A 21,427-nucleotide genomic window follows, 5' to 3' on the forward strand; every position below is an offset into this window, starting at 1 on the left:
AAAAAAGAACCCAAAGAATGGGTTCAATCATACATGGGAAGCCAGCGGCTTCCCAACACGTTATTTTTCGACCTGTTGAACGCTGATGCGCTGCGCTTCGTCCAGCATCGTGGCTTTGGCACGAATACGGGCTTCAAGCTGATCGATCATGTCGCTATTATCCAGACGATCTTTACGCACGCCATCTTCATAGAGACCACTTTTCTTGTTACCGCCGGTCACGCCCAGCGTGGAGACCAGCGCTTCGCCCGGACCGTTCACCACGCAGCCGATAATAGAGACGTCCATCGGGGTGATGATATCTTCCAGACGCTGCTCAAGGGCATTCACCGTACCGATCACGTCAAATTCCTGGCGTGAACAGGTTGGGCAGGCGATAAAGTTGATCCCACGAGCGCGAATACGCAGTGATTTCAGAATATCGAAGCCGACTTTGATCTCTTCCACCGGATCGGCCGCCAGAGAGACGCGCAGGGTATCGCCGATCCCTTCGGAAAGCAGCAGCCCCAGGCCGATCGCCGATTTAACGGAACCGCTACGCAGGCCGCCGGCTTCGGTGATGCCAAGGTGCAGAGGCTGATCGATCTGTTTAGCCAGCAGGCGATACGACTCTACCGCGAGGAACACATCCGATGCTTTAACGCTGACTTTGAACTGATCGAAGTTAAGACGATCCAGGTGATCGACGTGGCGCATGGCTGATTCGAGCAGCGCCTGCGGCGTAGGTTCACCGTATTTTTCCTGGAGATCTTTTTCCAGAGAACCGGCGTTCACGCCGATACGGATAGGGATATTTTTATCGCGAGCGCAGTCGACAACCATGCGAATACGCTCTTCGCTACCGATATTACCCGGATTGATACGCAGGCAATCTACGCCATACTCAGCGACTTTGAGTGCAATGCGGTAATCGAAGTGGATGTCTGCCACCAGCGGAACGCTGACCTGCTGCTTGATCAGTTTGAACGCCTCGGCGGCGTCCATCGTTGGCACGGAGACGCGAACAATGTCCGCGCCTACGCGTTCTAACGCTTTAATTTGATTGACCGTCGCGTCCACATCCGTGGTGCGCGTGTTGGTCATCGACTGGACGGCAATAGGTGCGCCGTCGCCGACTGGCACATTCCCAACGTAAATCCGTTTTGATTTTCTACGTTGAATCGGAGCCTGGTTATGCATGAAAAATCTCCCGCGTTGCCCGTCTGTTACTGTGCTGCTGATTGTTCGGCATTAACGGTAAGACGTGCAACCTGGTTAGTTCTGATAAAGCGGCTCAGATCAACAGGTTTTCCTTGATACTGGATCTGTACCGCTGCCGGAGCGCCGATTTTAAGTTTATACGGTGCCTGGCCGGTTAGGTTTAACGTGCCATCTTTACGCTGCAGGCCGCTAAACAGTTTTTTTCCTGTTGCGTCAGTGACTTCTAACCAGCAATCTGCCGTAAAGTTCATCACCAGCGCATTAGGATCGGCCGCAGGTGTCGCGACACCCGCCTGGTCCGTTGGCAACGGTGCAGCGTTTGTTTCTGTTGGCTGGGTCGCGGCCGGGGTAGTCGTTGCCGTATCGACATTGGCCTGCGAAGGCGCAACAACCGCATTCGGATCCTGAGTTGCCGGAGGGGTGTTAGCCGTGGCTGCCGGAGTCTGTGCAGAATCGGTTGCTGGCGCGTCTGTCGCCGCGGTCTGAGGATCGGTTGAAGGGGTTTCAGCGCCCGTGTTCAGCGGCACGCTTTGCGCATTATCATTACCGGACTGATTAAGCTCGGCCGAAGACTGATCGGCCATCGTCGTGATCTCTTCCTGCTGCGCTTTGTGGTTTTGCCACCACCATGCGCCCGTCAGACCGACCACCACGAACAGCACCAGCCAGGTGAAGCTCATCAGCCAGCCATCGCGTTTTTTACGACGCTTACCCAGAGAGAACGTCTGCATCGGCGCAACTTTCGCTGCACGAACCGGTGCCTGCTTCTCCATCATGGGCAGTAATTCTTCTTCGGGGATATGCACCAGTTTTGCATAAGAGCGGATATAACCACGCAGAAATGTTGAAGCCAGATCGGCAGGCGCCTTATCTTCTTCAATATCGCGAACCGTGGAAACCTTCAGGCATAAGCGTTCTGCAACGGCCTGTTGGCTAAGTCCGAGTTGTTCACGGGCGTTGCGAAGACGAACGCCAGTGGAGAGTGCTTCATGTTGGTCGTGAGTGGCTTCAGTATTCATTCGCTACAACTACTGGTACGTGAAAAAAAGGGTTCAGGTGCCGGCGAGTCACAATGCTACCCGCACCGCGAAACTTCTGGTCAGTTAACCTTGAACAGACAGTATAAGACTGTCAACCTTGAGATGACAGTGCCGCCCTGCCCATGAAGCTAAACTGTTGTTACGTCGTTACATACTGCCCGAAAGTCATATGAAACGCACCGTAATTATTGATAAAACGTCACGAATCTGACTGATTATTCAATGAGATTACGCCTCACGGCGCAGATAGTGCGCCGTGAAAGCATAATAATCAAACAGCTTTGACCGCAATCGTCTCGCCCTGCATGCGTTTACGCAGGGTACGTTTGGTACGGTCAATGACGTCACCCGCCAGCTGCCCGCATGCGGCATCAATGTCATCGCCACGGGTTTTACGCACGATAGTGGTAAAACCGTACTCCATGAGCACTTTCGAGAAGCGATCGATGCGGCTGTTGGAGCTACGGCCATACGGCGCGCCCGGGAACGGGTTCCACGGGATCAGGTTGATCTTGCACGGCGTATCTTTGAGCAGCTCAGCCAGTTCGTGTGCATGCTCGGTGCCGTCATTCACATGATCCAGCATCACGTACTCAATGGTCACGCGGCCCTGGTTGGCATTGGATTTCTCCAGGTAACGACGCACGCCGGCCAGGAAGGTTTCGATATTGTACTTTTTGTTGATAGGTACAATTTCGTCACGAATCGCATCGTTCGGCGCATGCAGCGAGATCGCCAGCGCAACGTCAATCATGTCGCCCAGTTTATCCAGGGCAGGCACTACACCAGAAGTGGAGAGCGTAACGCGACGCTTGGAGAGGCCAAAACCGAAATCGTCGAGCATGATTTCCATCGCCGGAACCACGTTGGTCAGGTTCAGCAGCGGCTCGCCCATCCCCATCATCACCACGTTGGTGATAGGACGGGTACCGGTCACTTTTGCCGCACCAACGATTTTCGCCGCACGCCATACCTGACCGATAATTTCAGATACGCGCAGGTTACGGTTAAAGCCCTGCTGAGCCGTAGAGCAGAATTTACACTCCAGCGCACAGCCAACCTGTGAGGAGACGCACAGCGTGGCGCGATCGTCTTCCGGGATATAGACCGTTTCAACGCGCTGATCGCCTACGGCAATCGCCCATTTGATCGTGCCGTCTGAAGAGCGTTGCTCTTCAACCACTTCAGGCGCACGGATTTCGGCCACTTCTTTGAGCTTATTGCGCAGGACTTTATTGATGTCAGTCATGTCATCAAAATTGTCGCTGCAATAGTGGTACATCCATTTCATGACCTGGTCGGCACGAAACGGCTTCTCGCCCATCTCTTTAAAGAACTCGCGCATCTGCTGACGGTTCAGGTCCAACAGGTTGATTTTTCCATTTTTATTTGGAACCGCAGGAATGGCGACTTCGGAGGTGTTCACTAATTCAGACATAATTTTATCCGGCCTCGTTGTTACACGTTATGGCCCATGGAGGGTTGAAAAGAAACGCCCCGGCAGGCAGTGTGCTCATCCGGGGCGTTGCATTGTACAAAGTCTGGCGCAGGGATGCCACGTTTGCACACGGCATTTACGAAATTATTAGCGAGTGCGGGCGCACACTTCGCCTTCTGCGAAGAAGAATGCGATTTCGCGCGCAGCAGATTCAACGGAGTCGGAACCGTGGGTGCCGTTTTCGGTGAAGCTGTCCGCGTAATCTGCACGCAGGGTGCCTGCCAGCGCGTTTTCCGGGTTGGTCGCACCCAGCAGGTCACGGTGACGCTGTACGGCGTTTTCACCTTCCAGCACGGAAACCACGATCGGGCCGGAGGTCATGAACTCGACCAGGCCATCGAAGAATGGACGACCTTCGTGCTCAGCGTAGAAACCGCGAGCCTGTTCAACGGTCAGGTGCAGCATTTTGGTGCCAACGATCTTGAACCCTGCTGATTCAAAGCGAGAGAAGATGCTGCCAATAACGTTTTTTGCCACCGCGTTTGGCTTGATGATGGAAAAAGTACGTTCAATAGCCATGATAACCTCTGTCAAATGTTCTGTTGTTTTGCATACCTGAGTATGGTGTGGCGCGGATTATAAAGAGCAATAGCGCGATTGCCTATGGATTCAGGTAACATTTTTTTAAAATGAGACGAAGATTAGCAACAGGTCAAGTTTCTCATGCTCTGCGTCTGCCCCGCACAGAGATAGCACTGCTTTTCATCGGCGTTAAATCGCCAGAACGGACGGCTGCATGACGTACAGGTAGCGGCCTGCGCCTCCCACGTATGCTGCTGCGCCTCCCCTTCTGCGGGCATCACCTTTATGGCATGAGAAGGACAAACCGCTTCACACCCGCCGCATCCGGTACAGCGCGCGTTCTCCATCACCAGCGCATTATCCTCAAACCGTATGGCTTTTTCGGGACAGCTTCGCCAGCAGGCGCCGCACAGAATGCATTTTTCCGTGTCGGGAAGCACGTCGAATTCGCTGAAACGGGGGAATGCCTGCCGCTGCTGACGTTTGCCCGGCTGCACGGTACAAGCCTTTACGTCTTCTCGGGGAGCGTGGATCAGCGCGCGTCGCGACAGGCTAATGTCGCTCGCTGGAACTACTTTGAAGGACCAGGCTGGCTCACCGAGGCGTCGAAGCGCCAGGTTCAGGCGGACAAGCGCCACCATCCAGGCGGAAGAAGATTCGGCATCGATGCTGATAAAGCGTATGCCGTACTGAGCGTGCCAGAGCAACAGCTCATTGACCGTCGGGGGGTGAACGGCGAACGGGCCGGTAAGCGTGTCGCTATTGATGAAACGCCGCTGAGGAACGACACCGGAGATGGCGTCTGTGGGGCAAACGAAGAGGCAATCGCCGCATTCAATGCAGCGTGTAGGGTCGATGTTAAACTGCCCGTCCGTCACGGAAAACGCCTGCGCCGGACAGACGTCCGCGCAGGCGTGGCAGGTTGCGTGCCGAAATCGGCGACGGACGCAGGCTTGCGTCACGTCCATCGCCGGGGCAAACGTAATCTTCATCAGCCAATACTAAAGAAGACGAAACGCAGCACAATCTCACCCAGGATCAGCAGCGCGCTTCCCGCCAGCAGGAGGCTTCGCGTCTGTTTGAGGCCGCCTGCCGCAAAGCAGAGCATCCCCACAACCGATACGCACCAGCCCAGTAGATAGACATTGCGCAGTTGCTCAAACATCTGCAGCGGCGAGTGCGGGAAGGTCACCACGCTGTTATCTACCGCCATGATGTCCGACAGCCACACGGGTTGCATGATCAGGCGAGCCAGCACCAGCAGGGTCACGACGATTGCCGCCGTACGCAGCGCATTTCGGGTTTGTGCCCCCAGCGCTACACAGGCCGAACCGACAATCCCGACTGAGCCCATAAACATGAACAGCGTATTGATATGCTGCCAGGTCACCACCGAGGCGTGGATGTAAATCTGTGCCATACAGAACACATCCACCAGCCCAATGAGGCCCGCCAGCGCCAGCAGCGCTTTACCGCCAGGCTTACTGAAGAACATCAGCAGCACCGCAAAACCAAGTGCCGCCAGATAAAGGCTGGCAAAGACAATCTCACGGCTAAGCCAGGAGCTGGCTACGTGGCGCAGCGCGTTCAGCGCATTCAGCGGATAGCCCATGTGGAGCGCTGAGGCCAGCAGACCCAGGCTCGCCAGCACGAACGCACCGGCAGCGGCGATGGCTACGCTACGGTCACAGGCGCGCGCGCCCATAACCTGCTGGCGTCCCAGACCCAGCCACAGCGTGACGCCTACTGAACCTTGCAGGAACAGCGTAAAAATCAGCAGCGGTAACTCATGCATGACGTTTACCCTCTTTTTCTGCACCCTGGTGCGCTTTCACTACCAGATTAGGATGGGTGATGGATGAATCAGGCAGCCCTTTGACGTCACATACTGAGCCATATTTGGCGCGCAGTTCGTCAATCGGACCAAACTTGATCGCTTCCAGCGGACAGGTTGCTACGCAGACAGGCTGCTCGCCTTTCGCCTGCAGATCCACACAGAAATCGCATTTCGACATCTGCCCGGTCTGTTCGTTAAGCTGCGGCGCGCCGTAAGGACAAGACCACGCACAGTAGCCGCACCCTACGCACTTATCCGTATCGACGCGCACAATGCCGTCACCCGGACGCTTGTGCATGGCGGTCGTCGGACAGTTTTTGGTGCAGATTGGGTCTGCACAGTGGTTGCAGGAGATCGAGAGCGTATAGGCAAAGACGTTGTTGCTCACGCCACCCTGTCCGGTAGGAATAAAGTTCCCGCCGTTAACTTCATATACCCGGCGAAAACGACGCCCAACCTCAAGGTTGTTTTTATCTTTACACGCTACCTGACAAGCCTTACAGCCCGAGCAGCGGGAAGAATCAATAAAGAAACCCAGCTGTTTATCGCTCACCGGCGCATAGTGTTTAAACTTACTCATGCTTTTGCTACCTCCACCAGCATGGTTTGATGTGAATTCCCTTTCGCGAGCGCAGTAATACGTGCAGAACTCAGTACGTTCGCGCAGCCGCCTTTATCGACGCCCTGCTCGTCCGGCTGCCACCAGGCACCGGCCTGCATGGCCACTACGCCAGGGATAATGCGTGGCGTAACCTCCGCCGGAACTTCGCAGATCCCACGCTGGTTATGAATGCGTACCGTATCGCCCTGCGAAATGCCGCGACGCTGCGCATCCTGCGGGTTGATCCACAGTTTCTGCTGCTGCACTTCGATCAGCCACGGGTTAGCGTACTGGGTAGAGTTGGCGCGGTTTTTACCTTTCCAGGTAATCAACTGCAGCGGGAAGCTTTTCGCCAGCGCGTCTTCCGGGCCTTCATGCGCAGGCACGTAGTGCGACAGCGCCGGGATTTCCGGATGGTTCATGTCGTACAGGCGCTTTGAGAAGATCTCAATTTTCCCGGACGGGGTCGGGAATGGATGATTGTCCGGATCGCGAATGTTGTCTTCAAAGGCGACAAACGGCGCGCTTTTAAACAGGTGCTGACGCGTTTTTTGCAGCGTCGCGAAATCAGGCAGGTTTTCATCCGGCATCGCCAGGCGCGTCTGTTCCCAGATGTGTTCAATCCAGGCCTTTTCGTCGCGACCCTGGCTGAATTCGTGCTCAATACCCAGCTTCGCCACAACCTCACGCAGCCAGTCATAGTCTGAACGGCGTTCAAATTCCGGCTCGATCAGTTTTTCTGACAGGATCAGGTAGCTTGCCGTACCCCAGGTTTCGCCGATGTTCCAGCGTTCCATAAAGCTGGTTTCCGGCAGCAGCAGATCCGCATACCGGGCGCTCGGCGTCATATACAGATCGCTTGCCACGATGAACTGAATTTTGGACTCATCTTCCAGCACGCGGGTCGCCTGATGAAGATCCGGGTTCTGGTTGGCAAGATAGTTCCCGGCCAGCGAAAACAGAATACGGATATTGCTGTCGAGTTTGTCAGCATCTTTCAGGCCATCTTCAGGCGTCACCTTTGTGGCGTCGTCTGCGGCCTGCACCCAGTTCATCACCGAGATTTTGGCCTTCACCGGGTTATCCGGCATTTCTGGCCCGGCGGCAAATTTACGATTGCCGCAGCCACCGTAGCCTGCCGCCCAGCCGCCTTTCACGCCAACGTTACCGGTCAGCGTCGCGAGCAGCGTCGAACCGCGCGCAGTACGCTCGCCGCAGTTATGACGCTGCGGGCCCCACCCCTGGATCAGGGCTGCGGGTTTGGTATTGGCATAGTCACGCGCCAGCTGGCGGATCGTCTGTGCGGGAACATGGGTAATTTTTTCTGCCCATTCCGGCGTTTTCGCAACGCCATCTTTTGCACCGGTAAGGTAGGCAACCAGCGACTCATTTGCCGGCACGCCTTCCGGCATTGATGCTTCATCAAAGCCAATGGTATGGCGGGTGATAAAATCGCGATCGTGCAGATTTTCCGTCACGATGACGTACATCATGGCGTCCATCAGGGCATTATCGGTGGTCGGCAGCAGCGGTATCCACTGGTCTGCCAGCGAAGAAACCGTATCAGAATAACGCGGGTCGACGATGATAAAGCGGGTACCGTTTTGCTTCATCTTCTGGAAGAAGTAGTTGGTATGGCCAAAAATGGTTTCCGTTGGGTTATGTCCCCACAGGATCACCAGTTTGGTATCCAGAAGCGTGTCGAGCGAGCTGCCGCTGGCCGCGGTGCCATAGGTGTAAGGGGTGGCAGCCGCCGTGTTACCCATGCTGACCGAGTGATAGCTTTCAAGGTACCCGCCGGTTAAATTAAGCAGGCGACGTACCATTTTATCACCGGAGAATGTTCCGCCGGAAACCGCCGTACCCACATGAACATAGCGTGACGCGACGCCATATTTTTCGGTGATGGTTTTTAAATTATTGGCAATCAGCGTTGTCGCTTCATCCCATGAAATACGCTCAAATTTTCCTTCTCCGCGTTTGCCAACGCGTTTCATTGGATATTTAAGACGGTCAGGATGATAAACGAATTTACGATAGGAGCGACCGCGAACGCAGGCACGCATAACGGGCATCTGAGGATCGAGTTCATTATCCGGACGGGTAGAAATACGCGTCACTACCCCATCGCTAACGTGCGCACGAATATCACATTTTCCGCCGCAGTCAAACGTACTGCAGGTCTGGACAACCTTTTCTGAAGGCGTATTTTCCGCTACAGAAGGGGTAGCCGCATCAGCCCTGACTGACGTTGAGACAAACGGCAGGGCAACCAGCGCCGAACTGGCCTGGATAAAATGGCGTCGAGACAGGGCAGGAATGACACCGTCTCCCTGGCTGGCTATTTTTTTCATTGCTCGGTCCTTCAAATAAAAGCGCATTCTCGCGGTTTTGAAGGCCGTCACATTTGATAATTATCAAGGTAACTCTTTCGGGTTACCACTAAATTTCGATAATAAGAATCGTTATTTTTTAAAAGAGTTAATCACTTAACAAATTTAATAAATCCCTAACGATTTAATGAAAAATTAACCGCAACGACCTGCCCGGACTCATCCATTACGACCAGTTGATATTCACCAGGTTTATTTAATAATAAAGATTGATAATTATTCCGCCCGTCCAGAGGCTCACCGTTTAAAAACCACCAGCGCTGACCTTCCCCCCCGCTGGTCGTCACAGCAAGCGTCATGTTTTCCTGCCCCGGCAGTCGCTTAATTACCGCCCCTTCCCGTACGCCTGAAAGCATGAGCGGTGCAACATTATGATTATCAAACGGCGGACAGGTTTTAGACGCAGTTGGGATGCGGGCAGCCCGCCTTTCTGACGGCGGCAGCCAGGGGTCGAGCGGCAGCGGCCATATATCCAATACTTTCTCTGTCGCCTCCGGGCAGTCTGCTGCCACGCGTTTTCCGGCATTATCCACCCAGATGGGGAAACGGATCCCGCGAATGCCTTCCTGCTCAGGCAGCAGCAGGGTTGGCGGCTCGCTGCCCTCCAGCAGCCAGGTTGAAAGGCGGCGTCGACAGTTTTCACTGCCTTCCGGCAGCGATTGCCCCCCTGGCCAGCAAATGGTCCCGCGCCCTACGCTGGCGGGACGCGGATCGCGCGGCAGACGGGCCTCATCGATCGTGGAATGAGACTGAAGCAGATTGTTGACCTGGTTTAACAGCGGGACGGCGCTGGCAAATCCAAACTGCCCGGCCACCGGCGTGCCATCCGGGCGACCGGTCCAGATGCCGATCACGTAGCGGGCGTTAATTCCGATGGCCCAGGCATCACGGTAGCCATAGCTGGTTCCGGTTTTCCATGCCAGCGGTGCCACCTGAGGAAGCGCACCGTCCGGCAGAGGCTGCGCTTCATTAGCCAGGATCCGTCGAATGATCCACGCTGAACCTTGCGACAGCAAAGGCCGCTCGGTGAGTGGATCTTGCGGCTGCAAACGAAGCCTCCCCGCCTTTCCATGACGAGCGAAGGCGCTATAGGCGGCGGCAATGTCGGACAAACGCGCCCCCGCCCCGCCCAGAATGAGCGACAAATTCGGCTGCGCCCCGGCAGGCAGGATCAGCGGAAGCCCCGCGTTGCTCAGCATGCCGGCGAAGCGTTTTGGCCCGTAGGCTTCAAGAACCTGCACGGCGGGCAGGTTGAGTGAACGCACCAGCGCCTCGCTCATGCTGACCGGGCCATGAAAGCCGCTATCGAAATTACCGGGCCGATAATCACCCGTTTTTCGCGGCACGTCCTGAAGCAGAGAGGCGGGATGAATCAAGCCTTCATCCATCGCCATACCATAGATAAATGGCTTTAAAACCGATCCCGGCGATCGTACGGCGTTAACCATATCCACGTGGCTGAAGCGACTGTCATCATTGATATCCACCGAACCGACCCAGCCGCGAACCTTCATGTTAGTGTGATCGACCACGATCATCGCCAGGGAACTGCGCGCGGGCAGGCGGGATTTCCAGTTCAGCGCCAGCTCCTCAAGCTGCCGTTGTAACGACGCATTCAGGGTGGTGACAATTTTCGTCTCACGGCTTTTCGTCAGCATCATACGGGAGAAAAGCGGTGCCAGCTGCGGCATCTGGCGTGGTGCCAGCCAGACCGGCTCCTCGCGTGACTCCTTCACCTGTTTTGCTGACCAGACGCCCTGCGTCAGCATTCGATCAAGAACCTTATTGCGGGCCGCTTCCGCGCGTTCCGGCCAGCGGTCAGGTCGTAAGCGACTGGGGGCCTGGGGTAACACCGCAAGCAGCGCCGCTTCGGAGTAGCTCAGGTGAGAAGGCGGTTTACCAAGATACGTCCAGCTTGCCGCGCCGATCCCCTGCAGCGTGCCGCCAAACGGGGCGCGATTGAGATAGAGCGTGAGAATATCGCGCTTGGGGAGGTGCCACTCCAGCTGCATGGCGCGCCAGAGCTGACGAATTTTGCCGCCAAAAGTGCGCGGATGCGGATCTAAAAGACGAGCCACCTGCATGGTGAGCGTGCTGCCGCCAGAAATGACCTTACCGGAGCTCAGATCCTGCCAGGCCGCGCGCAGCACGGAGAACGGATTCACACCGGGATGATCCCAGAACCAGCGGTCTTCATACTGGATCAGGGCGTCGAGGTACAGAGGAGAAACGTCTTCAAGCGTAACCGGATAACGCCAGATACCGTCGCTGTCGGCAAAACGCCACAGCGGCGTGCCTTTTTCATCCACCACAACCCTTGCAGGGTTGACCTCCTTCAAGGGCAACGGCCACAGGCGGTCAGCGGCGATAATCAGCCCCCATAAAATAAGAAGCGCTCCCGCCAGCCACAGCCAGCGGGAGCGTATCAGACGTGCCATCAGCATCTTACGGAACAACAATCAGTGGGCCACTGGCCGACCCCGTTGCCCGCCACTGAGGAACGTACATCGATTCCACCATCGGGACCGGCACTTTATAGACTCCCGGCGTGACCGCGCGCGCCAGATAAACCAGCGTCACCGGCTGGCCTTCGTTGACCGGTACCGCTGCGACAAAGCGATCGTCGCGGAATTCCATATGCTGTATATCAGCCTGCTGCATTTGGTTAAGCAGGTTCTGAACTTCACTGCCGCTGTCCTGCAGGCTGGCGCTGCTGCTTGCCAGGTTCTGGTTTTCCAGCTCTAACCCCGCAGGCAGCAGATCCACCACCAGGGCATCCGGGACGTTCTGGCTGGCTTTCACTTCCAGCCACACCAGCACCAGCTCACCGCTCTTCAGGGATGAAAGCGATTTAGTGCTGCCATCGGTCGCCAGAATATGGCGCTCAATCTGCAGAACGTTTGAGGAAGGCTGCGGCATGTATTCCGGATACCCCATGCTGTCGAGACGTATCCACAAAGGCGTCGTGCCGGTATTGGTCACCTGCAGCGAACCAAGCTGGTCACCGTTGAGGTTTTGTACCTGCGCTTTGTCTGCGCCTGAGGCAGCATCAGATAGAGAGGTTTTCGCCTGCCATGCCCCGCTCAGGGTTTGCAGCGAACGCCCTGCCAGGAACAGCGCATTGCTCTCCTGCGTTGAGAGCCAGCGCTGGCTGAAGGCCTGCTCAGACAAGGTATTCAGAAGCGTATTCTGCGCATCCGGTAACAGCTTGTACTCTTCGAGAAGGGAGAGCATTAACGCATTGTCACGCAGTTGGCTTCCGTAATCCGCCATCCAGGTTTTTCTGTCGTTACGCGGCGTTTTAAGTGCCAGATCCAGCGCCTGCTGGCTGCGCGGGGCGTCACCCATCAATTTCAGCGCCATTCCGAGTTGCATAAGCGGTAGTCCGGAAGCCGCCTGTGAATGGCGATCCCAGATTTCACGCAGCGCCCCCAGCGGCGCTTTTTGCTGACGGGCCAGAACCAGCGAAGCATAGGCCTGCACCGCAAACTTGCTCCCCTGCGTGTCGTCGCTGTAGCGAATGGACATCATGCCCGGGTCCTGCAGATAGCGAAGCAGTCGGTTGTTGGCATTGTTGACCGCATCGGCAGGCACGCTGTAGCCCTGTTCGCCTGCGCGAACGAGGAAGTCCGTCACATAGGCCGTCAGCCAGTACTCTTCCGGACCGTTTTTATCCCACAGCGCAAACCCGCCATCGTCACGCTGCATCTGCAGCAGACGGGAGATGCCAACATCAATCGCCGCGCGACGTTTGTCGTCTGTATCTCCTTTAATGCCGAGCGCCGTTAACTGCGCTGCATTGGTATAGAGCGACGGGAACAGGCCGCTGGTGGTTTGTTCGAGACAGCCGTACGGATAGGCCTGCAGTTCACGGATATAGCGCGCCAGGTTCAACGGCGGCTTACCACTCAGCAACAGTTGTCCTTGCAGCGTCGCCGGAAAAAAACCATCAATGTGCTGTGCTGGCGCGGTCCATGACTCGCCCGGGTTGAGCATAGCGCCGGTATTCACCGTCTGAGCAGGGAATGCAGGGCGTACGCCGATTTTCCAGCTCTTCTGCTGCGGCGCAAACGTCTCGCCCGGAAGCTGGAGCCCCGTCACCTGAGCAACTACTTCCCCCTCACCGTAGCCATCCAGCGCGCGTACCGGGATAAACATCGTAGAGCGTGCTCCCGGAGGAAGCTCTACCGGCTGCGGCTGCGCGCCTTCCAGGGCGATTTTTCCGTTAGCCGTCAGGGCAACATTCAGCGTTTGCGGCTGGTCGGTGAGGTTAGTCAGGTCGAGCGTCAACCGTGAGGTGTCGCCGCTGGCAAGGAAGCGCGGCGTATTAAGTTCGGTAATAACAGGTGCGGCCACAATCACTTTGCTTTCGCTGCTGCCAAAGTCTTCTTCGGTCCAGGCCTGCGCCATCAGACGCAGCTCCCCGTTGAAATCACCAATCGGCAGCGTAAGGGTACCTTCGCCATTGGCATCCAGTTCAACCGGCTGTGTTTGCTGAGCAATGATGTTGACGTGATTTACCGGCGGCTTACCGCCACGCTTAAGCTCATCGCCATCGCCACCAAAGCGCAACGCGGCCATACGGCCCTGCCCTTCAATCACCTGACCATAGATGTCATAAATATCTGCGCCATAGCGTTTCTGGCCAAAGAATGCTTCCCACGGATCCGGCGTGACGTAGTCGGTGATATTCAACACGCCGCTGTCGACGGCTGACACCAGAACGTTCACTTTCTGCGGTACAGCGCCCTCTTTCACGCTGGCTTTAACCTTCACGGAAAGCGTCTGATTCGGACGCATTTTTTGCGGATTATCCAGCGCAATGTTCAGACGGCGATTTTCGTCGCCCATCGGCAGATGCAGCAAACCTACCGCACGTTTCGGCGTGGCCGATTTGGATTTATCACCGGGACGCACCACCAGCGTGCTGAGGTAGAGATCGTGGCGTTTCCAGGCTTTATCGACCGGGATGCTAAGATCCAGACCCTTGGCCGGAACGTCGATCTCTTTCCACCACAGCGGACCTTCGCTGGATTCGATCATGGCGTAGCCTTTCCCTGCGGCTGGGGCAGCGATATGCAGCTTAATGGTGTCACCCGGCTGATAGGCGGGTTTATCAAGCTTCAGCGTTACGCGGTCAGGGCGTGCGGCACCCGTGCCGTCGCTGTTATCCTGCCAGCTGTAACCCGCCCAGAAGCGCACGCTACTGACCTTATCGTCAGGCGCTTTGACTTCCAGACGGTAAGAGCCCCACTCCACCGGGAAGGTGACTTTGCCGGTTTCATCAGCTTTAAGGGTCAGATCCTGCTCACCCTCAATCAGATCTTTTTGATCAAACTGAGACTGCCAGCCGTCACTCTCCGACCAGTTCCAGAAGTAATCCCGGCGTTCGCGAACCAGACGTACCTGAAGCCCGGAAACCGCCTTTTTCGCGCCGGTGGCATCAGCATAAACAATGTCAAAGCTGGCGTTGCCGTTCTCGTCGACAATCGGCTGATTAACGGTGGTGTCGGTACGGTAATCATATACCGCCTTGCTGGCGAACTGCGGACGAATGCCCGGCAGCGCTGCTGCGGGCCAGATCGCCTGCTCGGCACGACGCGTCACCGGACGACCGCCCGATTCCAGGAGGCTGGCCTGCAGGATCAGTTGCAGCGGAGAATGGGCCTCTTTCCACTGGCTCTCCAGTGTGACCTGCCCGCGCCCTTGTTCATCAAGCGTGAGCTGCACTTCATCCAGGCTGCGGCTCAGGTTCTCTTCGGTGATATCGCCAAACTGGAAGCCAGGCAGCGCGGCGACCGCATCACGCAGCGGGCGCAGGAAGAGTTGGCCTTGCAGGGAGTTACCGTTGGCCGGTGCGCCATACAGATAGTAGCCGACCACGTCAAAGTTCACGTCCTCCTGCGGGGAGACCGGCGTTTTCTGACCAGTCAGATTCAGCGCCATATGCTCCGGCATAAAATCTTCGACGTGGAAATCCCACAGGCGTTGCTGATTGTCGCCCGTATTGGCACGAATGTGCCACATCCCGGTCTGCGCCCCGCTGTCGAGCGGATAATTAAAGCGATAGAGGCCGTTTTCCGGTTGAACGATGACGGTACGCGCTACCTGCCCGTCCGGGCGCAGGACGTCGAGTTTAACGGGTTGCGCGGGCAGCGGTTTCCCGTCGCTGTCGCGCAACAGGCCGTTCAGGATCACCGTTTCGCCAGGGCGATAGAGATCGCGTGGGCCAAACATAAAGAATTGCTTGCTGTAGCCCGGCGCGCCTGCGATATCAAACTCCGCCAGGTCCAGCGCGGGCAGCTTAAGATCGAGCAGCGTGGTTTGACCGTCTTTGCTGGCCAGAATCAACGCCGCCTCTTTGTCGGTTTCGAGCTTTGCATGTCCGTCAGCGTCGCTGTTCGCTTCGGCGAGAGTTTGGCCTTTATCGTTCAGCAGCGTGACGGTCACGCCAGATTGCGCGGCGCCGTTTTCCAGGCTCTGGGTGAAAATATCCAGACGGTTATGATAGCGGTGAGCGGACAGGCCGATATCGCTTAAGGTGAAAAGCGTGGCCGCATTACTGTAGTTGTAGTGGCCCGCCTGGTTCATCACGGCGATGTAGACGCCAGACTGCTGTAGCGGTTTGATATCGCGCAGCGGCAGCAGCAGTTTTTCACGGGTGTTACGGGCCGGGTTGAGGTCGAAACGTCCGGTATACACCAGGTCCGCCATTTTCAGCAGATTGTCAGATTCCCAGTTGGTGAGGGAATTACGGTATTCCCACTGGCTGACAAACGAGGCCAGTGATTCAGGCTTCACGCGGTAGAAATTCACATCCACGTTGTTCACGTTCAGCGCCATCACCGGCAGCCCTTCGACCACTTTACCCGGTAGCAGCGAGCCACGGCTGGCAAAACCGACCGTCGGCTCGACGTCGCGGGTGGTCAGCGCTTTTTCGTAGTCGGTGCCAAACGTGGCTTTGTTGAGCGCCTGCAGAGGGCGTTCAATGGTGACGACCAAATTACGATTCGGCTCAAGGTGGCGCAGGCGCAGCTCTTTCAGATTGGGCGCAAGTTCCCAGGCGCCATCCACTTTGCCGCTTTTCTTGTCGACAACGTGCACCGTTTTAGCGAAATCCTGATCGGGATTGAGCGGAACGGAGAAGGTCAACACCAGCGTGGCCGCGCCGTCGAGCTGGACTTCGGAGGCATCCAGCAGGGTCAGCGGTTTCCCCTGACTCGCTGCCGCCAGCTTTGCCAGCGTCTCAGCGTTTGGTTTTTCGGGTGCCTTCTGGGCCGCTGTCGTTGTCGCTGCAGGCGCTGCGGCCTGAGGTTTTTCGTCGCTGTTATCACAGCCGACAAGCGCGAACGCGGTGAGTAGCGCGAGTGAGAGCGCGCCTAAGCGAAACGGTTTCATCCTTTGTCCCTGGCCTTTCGGGCCTGTTGGTCGTCTTCCGGGTAAGTATTATCCGCAAGTTTCATTAATACCAGAAGTCCATTTTTAGATTCTGGAGAGCGCCTCGCAAAGTTCTGTCCCGCTGCAGGAGGTGCCTGATACCGCGATCACAGGCTCAAACGTAACATGTAACCTTTCACGTCATTTGTTTTTAAAACAAGTAGATAGCTGGATTAAGTCGCTGATCGCCTGCTAATTTTAAGCCTGAGACGCACGCCAAGTGCGCGGTTCAATAAGAGAGATAGCCATGAAACGAGCCGTGAACGCCCTACAAAATTTCGGAAAATCATTATACGGCCCGGTACTTATCTTACCGATCGTCGGGCTGTTTATCGCCCTGGGTAACGTGCTCGGTAACGGTAATCTGGCGGAGTATCTGCCGTTTCTCGGCCATCCGCTGATCCAGAGTATCGGCCAGCTGATCGCCAAATCCGCCGTGTCGGTGCTGGTCAACCTGGCGCTGGTGTTTGCGGTCGGCATCCCGATTGGCCTGGCCTCGCGCGATAAGGGCTACGCGGCGCTGATTGGGCTGGTCACCTTTGTCGTGTTTATCAATGCCATGAACGTTACCCTGCAGTTACAGGGGGAACTGGCACCGGCTGACCAGATGAAAGCCGCCGGGCAAGGCATGGTGCTGGGCGTGCAGGTGCTGGAGATGGGCGTGTTTGCCGGGATCCTGACCGGGGCGCTCTCCGGGTATCTGTACAACAAATACTCCGGCGTTCAGTTTAACGGCGCGATGGCGATTTACTCCGGCCACTGTTTTGTCGCCATTGTGATGCTCCCGGTCTCCATGCTGCTGGGCGTGGTGATGAGCGAGCTGTGGCCTTTCGCTCAGCACGGCATCAGCGCGCTGGCGCTGGCAATCAAGGGTTCGGGTCCATTTGGCGTGATGATCTACGGTTTTCTGGAACGTATCCTGGTGCCGACCGGGCTGCATCATCTGGTCTATACGCCTTTCCTGTACACCGAACTGGGCGGCACGCAGGAGGTCTGCGGGGCAACCTATCAGGGTGCCCGTAATATCTACTTTGCTGAAATGGCCTGCCCGGACGTGAAACAGCTGAGCAGCACGGTGGTATGGGATGCGCGCGGCATCAGCAAAATGTTCGGCCTGCCCGCGGCGGCACTGGCGATGTACATGACCGCCAGACCCGAGCGAAAGGCCATCGCAAAAGCCATTCTGATCCCGGCGGCGCTCACCTCCCTGCTGGTGGGCGTGACTGAACCCATCGAGTTTTCTTTCCTGTTTGTCGCACCGCTGCTGTTTGTGGTTCACGCGGTGCTGACCGGCATCGGCATGATGCTCTTTTCGCTGTTTGGCGTACATGCCATCGGTGCCAACGGCATTATCGATTTCATTCTCTACAACCTGCCGCTTGGGACGGAGAAATCCAACTGGCCGATGTACATCGTGGTCGGGCTGATTATGTTCGCCCTCTACTTCGTGGTGTTCCGCTTCCTGATCCTGCGCTTCAACATGAAAACGCCAGGGCGGGAGGATGACGAGCAGGAGACGCGTCTCTACAGCAAGCAAGAGTACCAGGCAAAAGGCAACAACGACGGTCTGGGCGAGTCCATCGTCACAGGCCTTGGCGGTCGGGAAAATATTGAGGTCGTGGATAACTGCTATACCCGTCTGCGCGTCACGGTAAAAGATGTTGCCATTATCGACGAGCCGCGACTCAGAGCGACCGGCGCGAAAGGCATTATCAAACAAGGTAACAACGTTCAGGTGGTCTACGGGCTGCACGTCAAAAAAATGCGAGAAGCCGTTGAGACGTTTCTCTGACAGGAGCAAAACATGTTTACACCCCCGTTCATTCTCTCTATTGCCGGCGGCGGTAGTACCTACACGCCGGGTATTGTGAAAAGCCTGATGGTGCGCCTGCAGGATTTCCCGCTGGCCGAAATACGCCTCTATGATATTGACGACGCGCGTCAGAACACCATTGCGCCGGTCGTCGAGAAGGTTATCCGTGACCACAGCCAGAGCATCAAATTTACCGTCACCGCCGATCCGGAAGTGGCCTTCAGCGGGGCGCACTTCGTGTTCGCGCAGATGCGCGTCGGCCAGTACAAGATGCGCGAGCAGGATGAAAAGATCCCCCTGCGACACGGTGTGGTTGGGCAGGAGACCTGCGGACCGGGCGGGCTGGCCTACGGTCTGCGTACGATCCTGCCGATGGTGGAGCTGGTCGATCTGGTCGAACGCTACGCGCATCAGAAAGCCTGGATCGTTAACTACTCCAACCCGGCGGCCATCGTCGCCGAAGGTGTGCGTCGCCTGCGCCCGAACGCCCGGGTATTGAACATCTGCGATATGCCCGTTGCCGCCATGCGTAATATGGGGGCAATTCTCGGTGTGGATCGCCGCAGGCTCGACGTGGATTACTTTGGCCTGAATCACTTCGGCTGGTTCACCCGCGTGCGGGTCGACGGTGAGGACAAACTGCCGGAGCTGCGTCGGCATATCGCGAAGTTTGGCCTTCTGACGGAGGATGCGGCCAAAACCGATCCACAGCACTCGGATCCGTCGTGGGTGAAGACCTGGCGCAACATCAAGCCGATTATGGATAACTTCCCGGAGTATCTGCCGAACCCGTATCTGCAGTATTACCTGATGCCGAACCAGATTGTGGAACATCAGGACCCGGATTATACCCGCGCCAACGAAGTGATGAACGGGCGTGAGAAAAAGCTGTTTGCCGCCGCCGAAGAGTACAAGCGTACTGGCATTCTCCCGGATGCTTTCCACGTCGGCGTTCACGGCGAATTTATTGTCGACGTGGCCTGCTCGCTGGCATTCAACCTGCGCCAGCGCCATCTGGTGATGGTGGAAAACCGCGGGGCGATTATCAACCTGCCGTACGATGCGGTGGTGGAAGTCCCGGCCTATATCACCTCTGAAGGGCCAGAGCCGGTCCGTGTGGGGCAGGTTCCGCTGTTCCACCAGACGCTGCTGCAACAGCAGCTTGCCTGCGAACAACTCCTGGTGGAGGCCACCCTTGAGGGCAGCTACGAGAAAGCGCTGCAGGCATTTACCCTGAATCGCACCGTACCGACGATGGAGCACGCGAAAGCCATTCTTGATGAGATGATTGAGGCTAACCGTGACTACTGGCCGACGCTGCAAAAAGCCTGGCAGGACGGCGAAGCGGTGAAAAAATAGGGGCTTGCTCGCGAGTTGAACGTGGTTTGCTTGTCGGTGTCAGAAAAAACACCGACAATCTTCTTTTATGGAAAAGAACGGAGGCAACCCATGTCCACCTCATATTTTGTCGCCGCCGACTGGCTGATTGAGCACAGCGACGACCCGGAAGTTCAGATTATTGACGCGCGAATGGCCCCTGCCGGGCAGGAGCATCTTCGCGATATGACCGCGGAATACCGCGCCGGACATCTGCCGGGCGCGGTTTTCTTTGATATCGAAGCGCTGTCCGATCACACCTCTCCCCTGCCGCACATGCTCCCGCGCCCGGAAGCCTTCTCCGTAGCCATGCGCGAGCTGGGCGTTAGCCGCGACAAGCATCTGGTGATTTACGACGAAGGTAACCTCTTCTCTGCACCGCGCGCGTGGTGGATGCTGAAAAATGCTGGCGTTGAGAAAGTCTCTATTCTCGCGGGCGGCCTCGCAGGCTGGAAGCGCGATGAACTGCCGCTGCAGCAGGGTGACGTTACCCTGCCGGAAGGCGATTTCGACGCGCAGTTTGATGCGAACGCGGTGAAACGCCTGACGGACGTGCTGGTCATTAGCCACGAAAAAACAGCGCAAATTGTCGATGCCCGCCCGGCTCCCCGTTTCAACGCCGAAGCCGATGAACCGCGTGCAGGGCTGAAGCGCGGCCATATTCCCGGCGCGATCAACGTGCCGTGGGGCGAACTGGTGTTTGAGGGCGAGCTAAAAACCACAGACGAGCTGCGCGCTATTTTCGAGCGTCAGGGCGTGGATTTACAGCACCCAATCGTTGCCAGCTGCGGTTCCGGCGTGACGGCCTGCGTGGTGATTCTGGCGCTTGCCACCCTCGGCGCAAACGACGTTACGCTATATGACGGTGCCTGGAGCGAATGGGGCGCGCGTGACGATCTGCCCGTAGAACCCGCTCAGTAATGGATAACCGCCTGACCACGCTGTTAACGCGCGGAACGTCTCTGACCCGCGCGGAATATCGCGTGCTGGCCCACCTTACGGAACATCCGCTGCTGGTGGGTAACATCACGGTGCGCGAGCTGGCCCAGGCGACGTTTGCCTCTACCGCCACCATCATGCGGCTGTGCCAGAAGCTGGGTTTCAGCGGCTTTAGCGAGTTTATCTGGCACTGCAAGCAGCTCCTTTCAGACACCCCGCACATTACCGCGCAGGCTGAGCAGCACGCAGAGTTGCCCGCGCTGTTTAACCAGTTTATTGCCAACTATCAACAGACCTTTCAGTGGGCGACGCAGGACAAACGCCAGCGTTTTGCCGACCTGCTCCGCCAGAAGGAGAGTTTTTTTCTCTACGGTGCCGGGTTTTCTTATCTGTTCGCCGAGTACCTCACCAAAAAATTGCAGGTGCTGGGCAAAACGGCGTTTATTTCCGGGCCGGGCGATAGCCGGAATATCTTTCTCAGCAACGCCGCGCGCTATCAGGTCTTTATTGCCGTTTCCCGCAGCGGTGAAACCGAGCAGGTGCTGGACAAAGCGCGGATCGCAAAAAACGTCGGGATGACGGTGGTGGCCTTTACCCGCGCCTCGGCAAACACGCTGGCAGGCATGGCGGATTTACATTTCGCGTTATATGACGAAGCGGTGCACTACGCCGCCGAAGCCGCGGGGGTGACGTCGTTTGAGTCGAATCTGGTCCTGCTGATGGATTTACTACTGCTGGAAGCAACGGGGTGAGGCTTCACCCCGAGGAAT

14 protein-coding genes are annotated in these 21,427 nt (G+C 56.8%); 4 read left to right on the forward strand and 10 right to left on the reverse strand.

Annotated features, from left to right (window positions below):
• Positions 1 to 60: 60 nt before the first annotated feature.
• From ispG to FFS28_RS10510, 10 genes are all read right to left on the reverse strand, one after another.
• The gene (gene ispG / locus FFS28_RS10465; RefSeq protein ID WP_058610300.1) at positions 61 to 1,179 is read right to left on the reverse strand and encodes a flavodoxin-dependent (E)-4-hydroxy-3-methylbut-2-enyl-diphosphate synthase; all 1,119 of its coding nucleotides are present in this window, start codon (positions 1,177 to 1,179) and stop codon (positions 61 to 63) included.
• Between the two features lie 26 nt (positions 1,180 to 1,205).
• A complete protein-coding gene (rodZ, locus tag FFS28_RS10470) occupies positions 1,206 to 2,219 on the reverse strand; it encodes a cytoskeleton protein RodZ (protein WP_137849497.1) in 1,014 nt (337 codons plus the stop codon).
• Positions 2,220 to 2,511: 292 nt separating this feature from the next.
• On the reverse strand, positions 2,512 to 3,678 hold the full coding sequence (rlmN, locus tag FFS28_RS10475) for a dual-specificity RNA methyltransferase RlmN (RefSeq protein WP_006176669.1): 1,167 nt from the start codon (positions 3,676 to 3,678) through the stop codon (positions 2,512 to 2,514).
• A gap of 147 nt (positions 3,679 to 3,825) precedes the next feature.
• A complete protein-coding gene (gene ndk / locus FFS28_RS10480) occupies positions 3,826 to 4,257 on the reverse strand; it encodes a nucleoside-diphosphate kinase (protein ID WP_006176670.1) in 432 nt (143 codons plus the stop codon).
• 122 nt (positions 4,258 to 4,379) lie between these two features.
• Positions 4,380 to 5,255: a 4Fe-4S dicluster domain-containing protein gene (locus FFS28_RS10485; protein ID WP_249357434.1), complete on the reverse strand. Its 876-nt coding sequence runs from the start codon at positions 5,253 to 5,255 to the stop codon at positions 4,380 to 4,382.
• Positions 5,252 to 6,055, reverse strand: a complete 804-nt coding sequence (locus FFS28_RS10490; protein WP_137849499.1) for a dimethyl sulfoxide reductase anchor subunit family protein — start codon at positions 6,053 to 6,055, stop codon at positions 5,252 to 5,254. The genes FFS28_RS10485 and FFS28_RS10490 overlap by 4 nt, the downstream gene beginning before the upstream one ends.
• Positions 6,048 to 6,677: a DMSO/selenate family reductase complex B subunit gene (locus FFS28_RS10495; RefSeq protein WP_006176673.1), complete on the reverse strand. Its 630-nt coding sequence runs from the start codon at positions 6,675 to 6,677 to the stop codon at positions 6,048 to 6,050. Before FFS28_RS10495 ends, FFS28_RS10490 begins: the two co-directional genes overlap by 8 nt.
• Positions 6,674 to 9,052, reverse strand: coding sequence for a DMSO/selenate family reductase complex A subunit (locus FFS28_RS10500; RefSeq protein WP_349304216.1), 2,379 nt, complete (start codon positions 9,050 to 9,052; stop codon positions 6,674 to 6,676). The genes FFS28_RS10495 and FFS28_RS10500 overlap by 4 nt, the downstream gene beginning before the upstream one ends.
• A 155-nt stretch (positions 9,053 to 9,207) precedes the next feature.
• Complete coding sequence (pbpC, locus tag FFS28_RS10505) at positions 9,208 to 11,535, reverse strand: peptidoglycan glycosyltransferase PbpC (protein WP_137849501.1); 2,328 nt, start codon at positions 11,533 to 11,535, stop codon at positions 9,208 to 9,210.
• 1 nt (position 11,536) lies between these two features.
• Positions 11,537 to 16,489 carry an alpha-2-macroglobulin family protein gene (locus FFS28_RS10510; RefSeq protein WP_137849502.1) on the reverse strand — a complete coding sequence of 1,651 codons (4,953 nt, stop codon included), beginning with the start codon at positions 16,487 to 16,489 and terminating at the stop codon, positions 11,537 to 11,539.
• A gap of 286 nt (positions 16,490 to 16,775) precedes the next feature.
• Here FFS28_RS10510 and FFS28_RS10515 point away from each other — a divergent pair, with 286 nt between their 5' ends.
• The 4 genes from FFS28_RS10515 (at position 16,776) to FFS28_RS10530 (ending at position 21,409) form a co-directional block, all read left to right on the forward strand.
• Positions 16,776 to 18,320, forward strand: a complete 1,545-nt coding sequence (locus FFS28_RS10515) for a PTS transporter subunit EIIC (protein WP_137849503.1) — start codon at positions 16,776 to 16,778, stop codon at positions 18,318 to 18,320.
• 12 nt (positions 18,321 to 18,332) lie between these two features.
• Positions 18,333 to 19,700 (forward strand): 6-phospho-alpha-glucosidase, encoded by a 1,368-nt coding sequence (locus FFS28_RS10520; RefSeq protein ID WP_137849504.1) that lies wholly within the window; start codon positions 18,333 to 18,335, stop codon positions 19,698 to 19,700.
• Positions 19,701 to 19,790: 90 nt separating this feature from the next.
• Positions 19,791 to 20,639, forward strand: coding sequence for a 3-mercaptopyruvate sulfurtransferase (sseA, locus tag FFS28_RS10525; protein WP_137849505.1), 849 nt, complete (start codon positions 19,791 to 19,793; stop codon positions 20,637 to 20,639).
• Positions 20,639 to 21,409, forward strand: a complete 771-nt coding sequence (locus FFS28_RS10530) for a MurR/RpiR family transcriptional regulator (RefSeq protein ID WP_137849506.1) — start codon at positions 20,639 to 20,641, stop codon at positions 21,407 to 21,409. The genes sseA and FFS28_RS10530 overlap by 1 nt, the downstream gene beginning before the upstream one ends.
• The last annotated feature ends 18 nt before the right edge of the window (positions 21,410 to 21,427 follow it).

The organism is Enterobacter sp. 2VL (assembly GCF_005503595.1).
In the GTDB taxonomy this organism is placed as follows: domain Bacteria; phylum Pseudomonadota; class Gammaproteobacteria; order Enterobacterales; family Enterobacteriaceae; genus Enterobacter; species Enterobacter cancerogenus.